General features: G+C 61.3%; 13 protein-coding genes. 5 read left to right on the top strand and 8 right to left on the bottom strand.

Features of this window, described 5'->3' with window-relative positions:
• Positions 1–7: 7 nt before the first annotated feature.
• Positions 8–1,597, top strand: a complete 1,590-nt coding sequence (gene fadD5, locus ACFQ6Y_RS26375; RefSeq protein ID WP_378639090.1) for a fatty-acid--CoA ligase FadD5 — start codon at positions 8–10, stop codon at positions 1,595–1,597.
• Positions 1,598–1,651: 54 nt separating this feature from the next.
• On the opposite strand, the gene ACFQ6Y_RS26370 is transcribed toward fadD5, so the two are convergent.
• From ACFQ6Y_RS26370 to ACFQ6Y_RS26350, 5 genes are all read right to left on the bottom strand, one after another.
• Positions 1,652–2,131 (bottom strand): nucleoside deaminase, encoded by a 480-nt coding sequence (locus ACFQ6Y_RS26370; protein ID WP_378639086.1) that lies wholly within the window; start codon positions 2,129–2,131, stop codon positions 1,652–1,654.
• A gap of 77 nt (positions 2,132–2,208) precedes the next feature.
• On the bottom strand, positions 2,209–4,752 hold the full coding sequence (locus ACFQ6Y_RS26365) for an ATP-dependent Clp protease ATP-binding subunit (protein ID WP_003945604.1): 2,544 nt from the start codon (positions 4,750–4,752) through the stop codon (positions 2,209–2,211).
• Positions 4,753–5,049: 297 nt separating this feature from the next.
• Complete coding sequence (locus ACFQ6Y_RS26360) at positions 5,050–5,940, bottom strand: esterase/lipase family protein (protein ID WP_378639081.1); 891 nt, start codon at positions 5,938–5,940, stop codon at positions 5,050–5,052.
• Between the two features lie 5 nt (positions 5,941–5,945).
• Complete coding sequence (locus ACFQ6Y_RS26355; RefSeq protein WP_378639077.1) at positions 5,946–6,887, bottom strand: esterase/lipase family protein; 942 nt, start codon at positions 6,885–6,887, stop codon at positions 5,946–5,948.
• A gap of 105 nt (positions 6,888–6,992) precedes the next feature.
• On the bottom strand, positions 6,993–7,331 hold the full coding sequence (locus tag ACFQ6Y_RS26350) for an Lsr2 family protein (RefSeq protein WP_378546685.1): 339 nt from the start codon (positions 7,329–7,331) through the stop codon (positions 6,993–6,995).
• 184 nt (positions 7,332–7,515) lie between these two features.
• Here ACFQ6Y_RS26350 and ACFQ6Y_RS26345 point away from each other — a divergent pair, with 184 nt between their 5' ends.
• From ACFQ6Y_RS26345 to ACFQ6Y_RS26330, 4 genes are all read left to right on the top strand, one after another.
• Positions 7,516–8,310, top strand: a complete 795-nt coding sequence (locus tag ACFQ6Y_RS26345) for a hypothetical protein (RefSeq protein ID WP_378639073.1) — start codon at positions 7,516–7,518, stop codon at positions 8,308–8,310.
• An 85-nt stretch (positions 8,311–8,395) separates the two neighbouring features.
• The gene (locus ACFQ6Y_RS26340; RefSeq protein ID WP_378639069.1) at positions 8,396–9,208 is read left to right on the top strand and encodes a hypothetical protein; all 813 of its coding nucleotides are present in this window, start codon (positions 8,396–8,398) and stop codon (positions 9,206–9,208) included.
• Positions 9,201–10,421 carry a hypothetical protein gene (locus tag ACFQ6Y_RS26335; RefSeq protein WP_378639066.1) on the top strand — a complete coding sequence of 407 codons (1,221 nt, stop codon included), beginning with the start codon at positions 9,201–9,203 and terminating at the stop codon, positions 10,419–10,421. The genes ACFQ6Y_RS26340 and ACFQ6Y_RS26335 overlap by 8 nt, the downstream gene beginning before the upstream one ends.
• Complete coding sequence (locus ACFQ6Y_RS26330) at positions 10,418–10,795, top strand: hypothetical protein (RefSeq protein WP_378639063.1); 378 nt, start codon at positions 10,418–10,420, stop codon at positions 10,793–10,795. Before ACFQ6Y_RS26335 ends, ACFQ6Y_RS26330 begins: the two co-directional genes overlap by 4 nt.
• 48 nt (positions 10,796–10,843) lie before the next feature.
• On the opposite strand, the gene lysS is transcribed toward ACFQ6Y_RS26330, so the two are convergent.
• Genes lysS through ACFQ6Y_RS26315 form a run of 3 tightly spaced genes read right to left on the bottom strand, consistent with a single transcriptional unit; the run spans position 10,844 to position 13,700 of the window.
• Positions 10,844–12,355 (bottom strand): lysine--tRNA ligase, encoded by a 1,512-nt coding sequence (gene lysS, locus ACFQ6Y_RS26325; RefSeq protein WP_378639060.1) that lies wholly within the window; start codon positions 12,353–12,355, stop codon positions 10,844–10,846.
• An 11-nt stretch (positions 12,356–12,366) separates the two neighbouring features.
• Positions 12,367–12,870: a DUF1772 domain-containing protein gene (locus ACFQ6Y_RS26320; protein WP_378639056.1), complete on the bottom strand. Its 504-nt coding sequence runs from the start codon at positions 12,868–12,870 to the stop codon at positions 12,367–12,369.
• Complete coding sequence (locus ACFQ6Y_RS26315; RefSeq protein ID WP_378639052.1) at positions 12,867–13,700, bottom strand: NAD(P)H-binding protein; 834 nt, start codon at positions 13,698–13,700, stop codon at positions 12,867–12,869. The genes ACFQ6Y_RS26320 and ACFQ6Y_RS26315 overlap by 4 nt, the downstream gene beginning before the upstream one ends.
• Between the last annotated feature and the right edge of the window lie 42 nt (positions 13,701–13,742).

Here is a 13,742-nt window from a genome sequence, read left to right as displayed (position 1 = left end):
CCCATCGATGGCCTCCACCGATGCAGTCTCCGAGGCGCAGCGTTCACGCCGCACCAACTGGAACAATCAGATCGCCAGGCATGCGCAGATGATTCCCGATCGCACCGCACTGCGATTCCTGGGCGATTCCATCACCTGGAGCACCCTCGACGCACGCGTCGAGAAGCTGGCGGACGCTCTCGCCCGACGCGGCGTCAGCTTCGGCGACCGCGTGCTCATCCTGATGCTCAACCGCCCCGAATACCTCGAGGTCATTCTCGCTACCAACGCACTGGGCGCGATTGCCGTTCCGGTGAACTTCCGTCTGACGCCACCCGAGGTCGCTTACCTGGTAAACGACTCCGGCTCCAAAGTCATTGTCGCCGAGGGACCGTTGGCTCCGCTGGCCGGCGCCGCGCGCGCAGCGTCCGAGGGTATAGACATCTCCATCACCGTGGGCGCCCCCGCCGAGGGCGACAGCCTGAACTACGAGGACCTGATCAGCGAAGAGGGCGAGAAGCACGCGTTCGTCGACATCCCGGACGACACTCCGGCTCTCATCATGTACACCTCGGGAACCACCGGTCGTCCCAAGGGTTCGGTGCTTTCCCACTCGAACCTGTCTTCGCAAGCATTGACCTGCATCAGGGCCTTCCACTTGTTCAATGCCGATTCCATCGGCTTCTGCGCCTCGCCCATGTTCCACATCGCGGCCCTCGGTTCCATCGCACCGAGCCTGCAACTCGGTACGACCACGGTGATCCACCCGGTCGGCGCGTTCGACCCGGGTCAGTTACTCGACATTCTGGAAGCCGAGAAGGTCACCAGTTTGTTCCTCGTGCCCGTGCAATGGCAGGCCGTGTGCGCAGTGCAGAAGGCGCAACCTCGAGCACTGTCACTGAAGAACATCTCGTGGGGTGCCGCACCGTCGTCCGACACGATCCTGCGGGCAATGGCCGAAACCTTCCCCGACGCGTTCAATGTCGCAGTCTTCGGTCAGACCGAGATGTCGCCCATCACTTGCGTTCTCGACGGCGAGGATGCGATTCGTAAGCTCGGATCCGTCGGTCGGGTCATCCCGACCATCTCGGCCAGGGTCGTCGACGAGAACATGGACGACGTGGCGCCCGGTGAAATCGGTGAAATCGTCTACCGCGGGCCCACGATGATGAGCGAATACTGGAACAACCCCACCGCCACCGCTGACGCGTTCCACGGTGGATGGTTCCACTCGGGCGATCTCGTTCGCGTCGACGACGAAGGCTTCGTCTATGTCGTCGACCGCAAGAAGGACATGATCATCTCCGGCGGAGAGAACATCTATTGCGCCGAGGTCGAAAACGTCCTCTACGAACACGAATTGATCATCGAAGCCGCCGTAGTCGGTCGCCCCGACGCCAAGTGGGGTGAGGTGCCGGTCGCGATCGTCGCGATGGCGCCAGGTTCAGCCGTGGACCTGACCATCGAGGAGCTGAGCATCTTCCTCAATGATCGGCTCGCGCGCTACAAGCACCCGAAGGACATCGTCGTCGTGGAAGCACTGCCGCGCAATGCAAGCGGCAAGGTCGTCAAGGGTGAACTGCGAGAGAAGGTTCGAGCGGTCGACGCAGTTTCCTGACTCCACACGCAAACGGGCGGCTCCTCCAGGAGGTGCCGCCCGTTTGTGTGCCCGTCAAGCGCTCTGCGAATGCAACTTCCGATGCAGCTCTCGCACCTGCGGAACCAACTCCGATACCGGGCCTTCGACCGGGATGTTCGGCGCAACCTCGTTGACGGACAAAGACTTCACCGGTGCCGGAGCCACACCCCACTCCGCGAGCCAGTCGCCTAGTTGGGCCGAAGAGCAGATGTAGACGATACGTCCCAGTCCCACCCATGCGTGCGCTGCCGAACACATCGCGCAGTGCTCGCCCGAGGTGAACACCGTTGCTGTGGAGCGCTCTTCCGGCGTCAGGTATTGAGCCGCCCACCGCGCCAGCTCGAACTCGGGGTGGCGGGTGTTGTCGCCGCCCGCAATCCGGTTTCGATCCTCCGCCAGAAAGGTTCCGTCGGCCGATGCCAGGACGGAACCGAAAGGTTCGTCACCGGCATCCAATGCCTCCGAAGCCAATTCGACGCAACGGCGCAGGTGACCCAGTTCGATGTCGTTCATGTGCACATCCTCTCCCGTGATACACGAAACGGGCGGCACCGGTGAGGTGCCGCCCGTTTGTTACTTACTCTGCTGTACTACTCTGCTGCGCTTTCGCTTTCGCCGGCCTTGGTCAGCTCGATCGGCGGTGCGTCCGGCACGTCGATCGGCTTCTTGGTGGGCGTGAACGTGAACTTCGCGTCCTCGCCCGAGCCTTCGCCGTCCCAGTTCTCGACGTCGACGAGCACGATGTGGCCCGGTCCGATCTCTCCGAAGAGGATCTTCTCGGACATCTGGTCCTCGATCTCGCGCTGGATGGTGCGACGCAGCGGTCGTGCACCCAGTACCGGATCGAATCCGCGCTTGGCCAGAAGCGACTTGGCCTTGTCGGTGACCTCCATGGCCATGTCCTTGTTCTTGAGAGCCGCCTCGACGCGAGCGAGCATCAGGTCGACCATCTGAACGATCTGCTCGTTCGTGAGCTGATGGAAGACGACGATGTCGTCGATACGGTTCAAGAACTCGGGACGGAAGTGCTTCTTCAGCTCGTCGTGAACCTTGAGCTTCATGCGCTCGTAGTTCGACTCCGTGCCCGTTCCCGAGCTGAAGCCCAGGCCGACTGCCTTGGAGATGTCCGACGTACCGAGGTTGGACGTGAAGATCAGCACCGTGTTCTTGAAGTCGACGGTACGTCCCTGACCGTCGGTGAGACGGCCGTCCTCGAGCACCTGCAGGAGGGTGTTGTAGATCTCCTGGTGTGCCTTCTCGATCTCGTCGAACAGCACAACGCTGAACGGCTTGCGACGCACCTTCTCGGTGAGCTGGCCGCCCTCTTCGTATCCGACGTACCCGGGAGGGGCACCGAACAGACGCGAAGCGGTGAAGCGGTCGTGGAACTCGCCCATGTCGATCTGGATCAGAGCGTCGTCGTCGCCGAACAGGAAGTTGGCGAGCGACTTCGCGAGCTCGGTCTTACCGACACCGGACGGGCCGGCGAAGATGAACGAGCCCGAGGGACGCTTGGGATCCTTCAGACCTGCACGCGTACGACGGATCGCCTTCGAGACGGACTTGACTGCCTCTTCCTGGCCGATGATCCGCTTGTGCAGTTCCTCTTCCATGCGGAGCAGACGAGTGGTCTCCTCCTCGGTGAGCTTGAAGACGGGGATACCGGTCCAGTTGCCCAGAACCTCGGCGATCTGCTCGTCGTCGACCTCGGCGATGACGTCGAGGTCGCCCGCACGCCACTGCTTCTCACGCTCAGCGCGCTGAGCGACGAGGGTCTTCTCCTTGTCACGCAGGTTCGCGGCCTTCTCGAAGTCCTGCGCGTCGATCGCGGACTCCTTCTCGCGACGCGCGTCGGCGATGCGATCGTCGAATTCGCGCAGGTCCGGCGGTGCAGTCATCCGACGGATGCGCATTCGCGCGCCCGCCTCGTCGATGAGGTCGATCGCCTTGTCCGGCAAGAAGCGGTCGTTGATGTAGCGGTCGGCCAGCGTCGCCGCTGCCACGAGAGCACCGTCCGTGATGGACACACGGTGGTGAGCCTCGTAGCGGTCACGAAGACCCTTGAGGATCTCGATGGTGTGCTCGACGGTCGGTTCGCCCACCTGAACGGGCTGGAAACGACGCTCGAGAGCGGCATCCTTCTCGATGTACTTGCGGTACTCGTCGAGCGTGGTGGCACCGATGGTCTGCAGCTCACCGCGAGCAAGCTTGGGCTTGAGGATGGAGGCCGCGTCGATAGCGCCCTCGGCCGCGCCCGCACCCACGAGGGTATGCAGCTCGTCGATGAACAAGATGATGTCGCCGCGGGTGTTGATCTCCTTGAGAACCTTCTTCAGGCGCTCTTCGAAGTCACCGCGGTAACGGCTGCCGGCCACGAGCGACCCGAGGTCGAGCGTGTACAGCTGCTTGTCCTTGAGGGTCTCGGGGACCTCACCGTTGACGATTGCCTGAGCCAGGCCCTCGACCACAGCGGTCTTACCGACACCGGGTTCACCGATGAGAACCGGGTTGTTCTTGGTACGACGCGAGAGAACCTGCATGACACGCTCGATTTCCTTCGAGCGGCCGATGACCGGGTCCAGCTTGCCTTCGAGGGCAGCTTGCGTCAGGTTGCGACCGAACTGGTCGAGCACGAGCGAGGTGGACGGCGTGCCGGCCTCTCCGCGGGTGCCACCGGTTTCGGTGGGCTCTTTGCCCTGGTAGCCCGACAGCAGCTGGATGACCTGCTGGCGGACGCGGTTGAGATCGGCACCGAGCTTGACCAGAACCTGGGCTGCAACGCCCTCACCCTCACGGATGAGACCGAGCAGGATGTGCTCCGTACCGATGTAGTTGTGTCCGAGCTGCAGCGCTTCGCGCAGACTCAGCTCGAGGACTTTCTTGGCGCGCGGTGTGAAGGGGATGTGACCGGACGGAGCCTGCTGGCCCTGGCCGATGATCTCCTCGACCTGGCTGCGGACTCCCTCGAGGGAGATACCCAACGACTCCAACGACTTGGCTGCAACACCTTCGCCCTCGTGAATGAGGCCGAGAAGGATGTGCTCCGTGCCGATGTAGTTGTGGTTGAGCATCCTGGCTTCTTCTTGAGCCAGGACAACAACGCGCCGCGCGCGATCGGTGAACCTCTCGAACATCGCTCTCCCTCACACTCTCCGGCGGGCAGGTTCGAGACCGGATGTCTCGTCCCTGGTCGCCGCGTTTCGCTCCGGCACTACAGACTGATCGCCTCGCCGGTCAGCGGACTGACGTCCACGAATCGACAAAGGTTGCACGACCCCACTTATTACTCTAGAGGGCGCGAAGTCCACCTGCTGCTCCTCCACCCGATTGGCGGCGGAAGCCGGACTGCTTACCGTTCACAACGTCGCAGCTGAGGGAATCGTTTCCCGGTTCCTGTACGCCTGAAGCGAACAGCGATTTTCGACGCCTGATCAGCCGAATATCGGGAGTACCCGAGCGCACGGCACCTCACGCGGATTCGACGGATCCAGCGCGTTGAGCGTCAGAGTCGCCGTTCGCTGCGACGCCACCAGCGCGATGTGATCCGACAGGTCCTGTTCGCAGCCGTCCTGAACAACGATGTTCGACGCGTTCGACGCGGCGAGGATTCCGCTGCTGTACGGAACGACCACTTGATCGAACCGAGTCACGATGTTGGTGTACTCGACGCCCTCGGAGTAGACGCCGGCGTCGCGCAGCTCTGTCACGAAGGTGGCGTTGTCGAAATCCGGTCCCCCGACGCCTTCAGGCGGACCGACCTCCGAGCCGTCCCACAACGGAGCGATGGAGACGATCGTGGAAACCTTCGCGTCGCCGCCGAGGAACTTGGCGTAGTACGCACTGACCGTCGTTCCCTGAGAGTGTCCGATCAGGTCGACCTTCGAGGCACCCGTCGCAGAGAGGACGTCGTCGACGAATTCCGACAGCTGCTCTGCGCTGTCTCTGAGTGGCGCGAGACCGCCGGCTGCGGAAATCGGCCACGGCTGGTCCGCTCGATTCCCGAAGGTGAGCGCAAAAACGCAGTACCCCTCGTTGGCCAGTACGGGCGCGAGTACGCCCCAATTGGTCTGACGGTTGGCCGCCGTCCCGTGCACGAGGACTACCGGATCAGGATGAGCAGCGGAAGGCTTGCATGAGAAATCGTTGGTACCGGGAGCCGATCCGCCCGGGTTGATCGCTTCGAGAGCGATTCCGCTGAAGAAACCCGACGGAACGGGGAGAGGTTCGTTCGCCGACGCAAGCGGCGCGGCGGACGCGGCCACGGCTCCCGCCAGAGCGAGAGCGCCCACGCATGTTCTGATCCCCACCGAAGGCCTCCGCATATTGATCAACCCACGACGGGCAATACCGAGTTGCACGGTACCGGCCGCTGATGCGCGGGGTCGAGTGCATTGAGAGCAAAAGTCGCGGCGCGCAGCGATGCCGCGATAGCGAGGTGATCAGAGATGTCTTGCTCACAACCGTCCTGAACGACGATGTTGGTGGCGTTCGGCCCGGACTCGAGACCATTTGTATACGGCAGCACCAGTTCGTCGTAGCGAGTCGTGATGTTCGTGTAGTGAACACCCGGCGCGTAAACGCCTCCCGCACGGAGATTTTCGATGAACTCCGAACCGGCCCCCATGTTCAGGCACGCCTTGCATATCGGGAATCCGGCCTGCGCTGCCTCGGATACCCCGAGTTCGCGAAGGCTGCGGCCGACACTTGCCTGCTCGTTTCCGAGCGTTCCCTTCCACAGCGACGCCACCGAGACGATGTTGTCCACTTTGTCAGCACCGCCGAGGAACTTCGCGTAGTACCCGTTGATGATCGTGCCTTGCGAATGGCCGATGAGATCCACCGACGTTGCGCCGGTAGCGCCGAGAACTTGATCGACGAAATTCGACAATTGCGCTGCGCTGGAGGGAATTTCCTGCATTCCACCGATTGCTGACAACGGCCACGGCTGCTCGGGGAAGTTGCCGTACGTCAGCGCGAAGACGCAGTAGCCCTCGTTGGCGAGCAACGGCGCATAGGTGGCCCAGTTGGTCTGCCTGTTTCCACCGGTTCCGTGAACGAGCACAACCGGATTGGGATGTTCGGCAGTCGGTTTGCATGAAAAGTCATTGGATCCAGGAGCTGAACCGCCAGGATTTCCCAACTCCTGAGGAACTCCTGCGAGGAATGCGTTGGGCACGGGCAATGGAGCCTGAGCCGAAGCCACGGATGTGAACCCGACGAGCATCAGAGCGGCAAGAACCACGCCCCCGAACAACCTGATTCTGTGCACGACCGACTCCTCTGAGAGAGATGCGAACCGTGCAGACGCTAACAAACTAGAACGCGTTACCAATCCGTTTCGGGAAAATGCGCCCAAATCCATTCGCGATCCATTTCAGACGGCCTTTTCGTAGGCTCGGCGCACCTCGGTGGAAATGCGTCCCCGGGCCGAGATCTCGAAACCCGCTCCCTTGGCCCACTCACGGATGGCGGCACTCTGATCGCGGTCGGCAACCGGGCGCGATTTGGCCACCGACCCGTTGACCGATTTGGCTGAATTCGACTTTCTTGCATGGGGAATCCACTTTTTCAGTGCATCACGCAGTTCCGCGGCGTTGGCGGCGGTCAGATCGATTTCGTATGCAACTCCGTCGACCGAAAACTCGACAGTTTCGTCAGCGGGCGATTTCTTGTCCAGATCGTCAACCATCGTGACAACAACCTTTTTCACCACGACCATTCCTCCCCGGATCCTTCGATAAGCAGCGACAATAGCACCTGGACAAACGTCCTGTCTCGGCTGATCCGGATGATTGGGACTACTCACCACCGGGTATGCCGGTTGACTTGTCTTGCGACAAGGACAGTGCCGATACACTCTTCGCGACGCATCGGGGGATGCATCCGGAGGGGGAATCATGACAGAAGACGGCTCGCGAAAAGACCTCTACCGAGCGCAACTCCGAATCGGCGGAGCCATCGCCGGACTCTACGCATTCTTTCTCATCATGGGACAGATCAGCAACGCACACATCGACGAACTCCCATCAGCGGAATCACTCGCAACCGAACTCGCCCCACCCGTCAACACCACAATCACTACGCCGCCCCCACCACTGCCACCGAGATTCCCATCACTGGATCGACCACCACCCGAAATCGAGGTCGAACCCGGCCAACCCCAGCCCATAGCCACCAAATTCGGTCTCACATACGACATTCCGCCAGACTGGCGTAACGGTTCGGACGCAATTGCCGGATGGAGCACGGCAGCGGGATTGATCGCCTTCGGTGCGATCGGCGAATATGCCTACGATTTCTGCGAGGCTTCCGACGGCGCAAAACTCGCGATGACGGGAGCGACTGGACGGAACGGCGTCGACATCGACACCGCAGCACAAGAATGGGTCCACAAAGCCCAAGCAATCTTCACCGACAAAAAGGGCAACACCGCCCACATCGCATACAGCAAGCCCACCGAATTCACCATCTCCGGACGCCCTGCGATCCGATACACAGCAACCGCAACAAATATCCCCGCCGACAACGAATGCGACCCGCCCTCCGCAACATTCGACATCGTCGCAACACCCAGTTACGCCACAGCCGAGGTCATGATCTTCCTCGTCCAATCGCATCAGGGGCTGCCTAACGCCCTCGCCCAGGACACGATCGACCAAATCATTTCAACAATCCGTCGAACAACAGATTGACGCGCTACCGCCTACCGACGTCGTTGCGCGGTAGACGGTAAAGTCCCCGGAACGCATCGGGGGATGCATCCAGACGGGGGGAATCATGACAGAAGACGGCTCGAGAAAAGACCTCTACCGAGCGCTACTGCGAATCGGCGGAGCCATCGCCGGACTCTACGCATTCATTTTCATCATGGGACACATCAGCAACGCACACACCGACGAACTCCCACCAGCGGAATCACTCGCAACCGCACTCGCCCCACCCGTCAACACCACAAGCACAACGCCGCCCCCACCACTGCCACCGGGATTCCCATCACTGGATCGACCACCACCCAAAATCGAGGTCGAACCCGGCCAACCCCAACCCATAGCCACCAAATTCGGCCTCACATACGACATCCCGGCCGACTGGAAGAACGCCGCAACCTCAGTCGCTGGATGGAATACGAAATGGGGTCCGGTTACATTTGGTGCGCTCGGCCAGTACAGAAGAAACTATTGCTCGGCCGTTGATGGCAGCACCCTCGCCCTGACTGGGGCCACAGGGCGCAACGGCGTCGACATCGACACCGCAGCACAAGAATGGGTCCACAAAGCCGAGGCAATCTTCGCCGCCAAGAACGGCACTCGCGCCAGCATCGCTTACAGCGGACCCACGAATTTCACCATCTCCGGACGCCCTGCGATCCGATACACCGCAATCGCCACCAATATCTCGGCGGACAACGAATGCGATCCGCCCTCAGCACAATTCGATGTCGTCACCACACCCGGTTACTCCACAGCCGAGGTCATGGTCTTCCTTGTCCAGTCAGATCAGGGACTACCTGACACACTCAACCAGAGCACGATCGACCAAATCATCGCAACAATACGAAAGTCCGAAACTCAGGCGACCGCGCATGGATGAATCCTTTACCGCCGATTCGAGCGAAATCGCCGGGCTGTCGAAACTTGCTACTCAGATCGGCGAGGACGCTGGCGTCGGCTGCCGCTTGGTATTGCACCACACCGCTCCGTTCGGAGATTTTGATGGCGAGTTGATGCGACTACTCTCAACGCCACTCCAGACGTACACCGATGTCACCTACCGCCGCTATGCCAACTTGGCATCCGATTGCGCTACTACCGGCATGCATCTCAATCGTGCTGCGTGGATGTACCACGATCAAGAGAAGCGAAACTACGATGCGCTGAACGCGCACAGTGAAATGTCAATTGTGGACATGTCGCCCTACAATTCCGAGAATCCAATATCTGGCCCCGCCGTGCCGTACGACAGTCCAGCAGAGTTCAAGCCGGCAAACGCCGTCGACTTTCCACCACCCCAGTCTGCGACCGACGACATCCGAAAGGTCATCGCGGAATCTGCGGGGTGGGTGGGAGACGTCGACAACGGATTCAAGATTGTGACCGGATGGAGCCCGCTGGAACGACTGATCGCACCGCTGAGCGGTAATTGGAACGAGCTCAAACGGATCGGCGACGCATACAAAACCGGCGGCGACGGCATCGAAAAATGCGGCTTGAATCTCGAAGACGGAACGAAGCGAGTCGGCGAGAGCTGGGACGGCCTTGCCGCCCAGTCGTTCGACGGATACTCACGCAAACTGTCGGAAGCGTTGAAATGGGAAGGCCCACACGGTCGAGTCGTCAAAGAGATTCTGTACGTTCTCTCGGATCAGATCCGACGCGGTGTCGAATCAGCCCTTCGATTCTTGGAACGAAAACTCGATGATCAGGTTCAAATTACCGACGGGACATCGGCGATGAAATGGGTTCTTCGCCGAGTTCCGTATGCCGGACCATCCATCATCACGGTAGAACTGGTCAGCGCAGCATTCTCGACCGCACAGAAAGTTCAGGAAATTGTCGACGATATCCGAGTCCTGGTCGAATGTTTGAAGGAGTTCCTCGATCTCGTCACCTCACCATCCGGCAAGCTGAGCGAGATGTCCGAACGGTTGCTCGCACCGGTCGTCGACACACTCGACGACGCGAAGAAGAAGACCGAACTCGGCCTGTCGATCGCCGGTGTCGCGGATGCGGAGGGCGTGTTGAATACGCCGAAGACCGGCTACAACCCGGGGACCGGTCGCGATCCGTGGGCTGATGCCGTATGAACTCCGAGATACCTCCCGAGCTGCGCAGCAGCTACGACAAGATCATGAAAGCAGCGGCCGCGGTGGCCGATGCAGCGATCAAGTTGGACCGGGTCACGGACGGGGACTGGGACTCCCGGATCGACGTCACCGACCACTTGCTGAACTTTCTTGCCGACAGACCCGAAGCCTCACCCGAACTTCGCCACTACGCAGCAAGGGTGGCGGCAGGCGAATGTCGTTGGGAACAAATCGAATCCCAACTTCGAGCGCTCCCTGCTGAACTGGTCGAGCTGAAGAACTCACCCAGATTCATCTGGTTCGCCGCACCGCCGATATCTGACGGGGACGAAGACTACGAACCGTACCGAATCCCTTGGGAGCGTCCCAACTGAAAAAGGTTCGGCCGCAACATGTGCGGCCGAACCTTGATCGAAGTAAAGCTAGCGAGTGGAAGGACGGACGATCGGGAAGAGGATCGTCTCGCGAATACCGAGGCCGGTCAAAGCCATCAGCAGTCGATCGATTCCCATGCCGGTGCCCGTTGTTGGCGGCATGCCCTGTTCCATCGCGGCGAGGAACTCCTCGTCCAGCACCATCGCTTCGTCGTCGCCGGCCGACGCGAGGCGCGCCTGATCGACAAAGCGCTCACGCTGGATGACCGGGTCGACAAGTTCGGAGTAGCCGGTCGCCAACTCGAATCCGCGAATGTACAGGTCCCACTTCTCGGTGACACCCTTCTTGCTGCGGTGATCACGGGTCAGGGGCGACGTCTCGACCGGGAAGTCACGAACAAACGTCGGCACGTACAGCTGATCGCCGCACTGGTGCTCCCACAGCTCCTCGACAAGCTTGCCGTGGCCGTAACCCTTGTCCTTGGGAACCTCGAGGCCGACCTTCTCCGCCAAAGCGAGAAGCTCGTCGACCGTCGTATCCGGGGTGACCTCGGCGCCGATGGCCGCGGACAACGACGGGTACATCTCGAGGACCTGCCACTCGCCACTGACGTCGTACTCGGAGCCGTCGGCGAGAGTGAGGACCTGCGTGCCGAATGCTTCCTGCGCAACTTCCTGGACGAGTTCACGAATCATCTTCGCGGAATCGTCGTACGTGCCGTAGGCCTCGTACGTCTCGAGCATTGCGAACTCGGGCGAGTGGGTGGAGTCGACGCCCTCGTTGCGGAAGTTGCGATTGATCTCGAAGACCTTCTCGATACCGCCGACGACGCAACGCTTGAGAAATAGTTCCGGCGCGATACGCAGGTACAGGTCGATGTCGAGGGCGTTCGAGTGCGTGACGAACGGGCGAGCCGCCGCCCCGCCGTGCAGCGTCTGCAGCATCGGCGTCTCGACCTCGAGGAAGCCGCGACTCTCGAGCGCATTGCGCAACGCACGGACGACAGCAACACGCTTGCGGGCGTTGTCACGAGCCTCGGGGCGAACGATCAGGTCTGCGTAACGCTGACGCACACGGGACTCTTCGCTCATCTCCTTGTGCGCAACCGGCAGGGGGCGAAGCGACTTGGATGCGATCTGCCAGGCGTCGGCCATCACGCTGAGCTCGCCGCGACGGGAGCTGATGACCTCACCGTGAATGAAGACGAAGTCGCCGAGGTCGACGTCGGACTTCCAGGCAGCCAGTGCCTCTTCGCCGACGCCGGCGAGGCTGATCATGGCCTGCAGCTGGGTGCCGTCGCCTTCCTGCAGAGTCGCGAAGCACAGCTTTCCGGTGTTGCGCATGAAGATGACGCGGCCGACGACGCCGACCAGCACACCAGTCGCCGTGTCCGGTTCGAGTTCGGGGTACTCCGCGCGGATCTGCGCGAGCGTGTGGGTGCGATCGACCGAAACCGGGTACGCCTCCTGCCCCTGCGCCAGGATCCGTTCACGCTTCTCGCGCCGGATACGGAGCTGCTCGGGGGTGTCGTCGACTGGCTGGGCTTCTACATCACTCACGGGGTACAAGACTACTGGGCCGTGTCCACCGCGTTTGTTGCTGGTAGCACCGCGGCCACCGCGAGCACGATTCCCGACAGCAAGTACAGCCCGACCCGAACGTGATTCCACATAGTCCAACCAGCTTCGTACGACGCCCATGCGGCTGTATCGGTAGCGCTGACCGAGGCAAACGCGTCGTTGCGGGGGACGTGGTAGATCGCGGTCACCGCGAAGGACGCGAGCACCCCGACACAACCGACAACAGCAAGGACCCAGCCGTCCGGCCTGGAGATCGATGCCCAGATTCCAGCGGCGATAGCGGTGAGCGCCGATCCGACCAGCGGCAGCATCAACGCACTGCGCGGCGCTTCGATGTTGATCGCCTGCATCGACGTGATCGCGGCTTGAGTATTCAACGACCGCAGGGCGGGCATCACAAAGGAAGAGAAGGCAAACAACGCACCACCGGCGACGAGCGCGCCGAGTGCAGTCACGCCGACCAGTAGCTCCAGAATGATCTCGGACTTCTTCATGACCACACCCCTGTTCGAGCGGCCTCGGCGGCAAAAGTAGAGAAATCGCGTGCTGGTCGTCCCAGGACCTCTTCGACGACGCCGGTCACACTTTGATTCCGTCCGTCGAGAACCTCGGCAAACAGGTACGTGAGCAACTCCACGACGTCACTCGGGACCCCGACTTCCGCCATATCGTCGGAAAACTGTTGGAGTCCAATTCTTTCGAATGTCACGGGGCGACCCGACGCCGTCGAGATCGCATCCACCGCTGCCGCGAAAGTGAGGAACTCCGGACCTGTCACCTCGAGGACTAGGCCGAGGAGATCGGTTCGAGTCAATGCGGCCACCGCCACGTCGGCGAGATCGTCGACGTCGATGAAGGGCTCCCCCACCTCACCGACCGGAAGTGCCAGGTGGCCTTCCCTGATCGGATCGAGCAGATACCCCTCACTGAAGTTCTGGGCAAACCAACTGGCCCGCACCACAGCCCATTCCAGACCGCTGTCGGCGAGAACGTGTTCGGCTTTCTGCGCCGCCGGTTCACCGCGCCCGGACAGGAGCACCATGCGGCGAACCCCTTCGCGATCCGCGAGATTCGCAAACTCCTCGATGTGTGTGCTCGATCCCGGAACAGCCAGATCTGGCGCATACGTCACGTATGCCACTTCGGCGCCGGACACCGCGGGCCGCCACGTCGTCTGATCGTTCCAGTCGAAACGCGACCCGGATGTTCTCGACGCGATTCGGGTACGGATTCCCACCGCCGTCAGCCTCTGCGCAACGCGCGCACCGGTCTTGCCGGTACCACCGATCACCACTGCCGATTGAATTTCACTTGTTGAAGTCATGAACTCATTCGACCGCGCGACGGCAATACGATCCATAGCCGA

This window comes from Rhodococcus sp. NPDC056516 (genome assembly GCF_042794655.1).
Lineage (GTDB): Bacteria > Actinomycetota > Actinomycetes > Mycobacteriales > Mycobacteriaceae > Rhodococcus_F.
This window is presented reverse-complemented; position numbering and strand designations above follow the sequence as displayed.

Excerpts from the sequence above, each read along its gene's own strand:
- ACFQ6Y_RS26370 (WP_378639086.1), bottom strand. The coding sequence starts at position 2,131 with ATGAACGACATCGAACTGGGTCACCTGCGCCGTTGCGTCGAATTGGCT.
- ACFQ6Y_RS26320 (WP_378639056.1), bottom strand. The coding sequence starts at position 12,870 with ATGAAGAAGTCCGAGATCATTCTGGAGCTACTGGTCGGCGTGACTGCA.
- fadD5 (WP_378639090.1), top strand. The coding sequence starts at position 8 with ATGGCCTCCACCGATGCAGTCTCCGAGGCGCAGCGTTCACGCCGCACC.
- ACFQ6Y_RS26345 (WP_378639073.1), top strand. The coding sequence starts at position 7,516 with ATGACAGAAGACGGCTCGCGAAAAGACCTCTACCGAGCGCAACTCCGA.
- ACFQ6Y_RS26330 (WP_378639063.1), top strand. The coding sequence starts at position 10,418 with ATGAACTCCGAGATACCTCCCGAGCTGCGCAGCAGCTACGACAAGATC.
- ACFQ6Y_RS26365 (WP_003945604.1), bottom strand. The coding sequence starts at position 4,752 with ATGTTCGAGAGGTTCACCGATCGCGCGCGGCGCGTTGTTGTCCTGGCT.
- ACFQ6Y_RS26315 (WP_378639052.1), bottom strand. The coding sequence starts at position 13,700 with ATGACTTCAACAAGTGAAATTCAATCGGCAGTGGTGATCGGTGGTACC.
- ACFQ6Y_RS26360 (WP_378639081.1), bottom strand. The coding sequence starts at position 5,940 with ATGCGGAGGCCTTCGGTGGGGATCAGAACATGCGTGGGCGCTCTCGCT.
- ACFQ6Y_RS26340 (WP_378639069.1), top strand. The coding sequence starts at position 8,396 with ATGACAGAAGACGGCTCGAGAAAAGACCTCTACCGAGCGCTACTGCGA.
- ACFQ6Y_RS26335 (WP_378639066.1), top strand. The coding sequence starts at position 9,201 with ATGGATGAATCCTTTACCGCCGATTCGAGCGAAATCGCCGGGCTGTCG.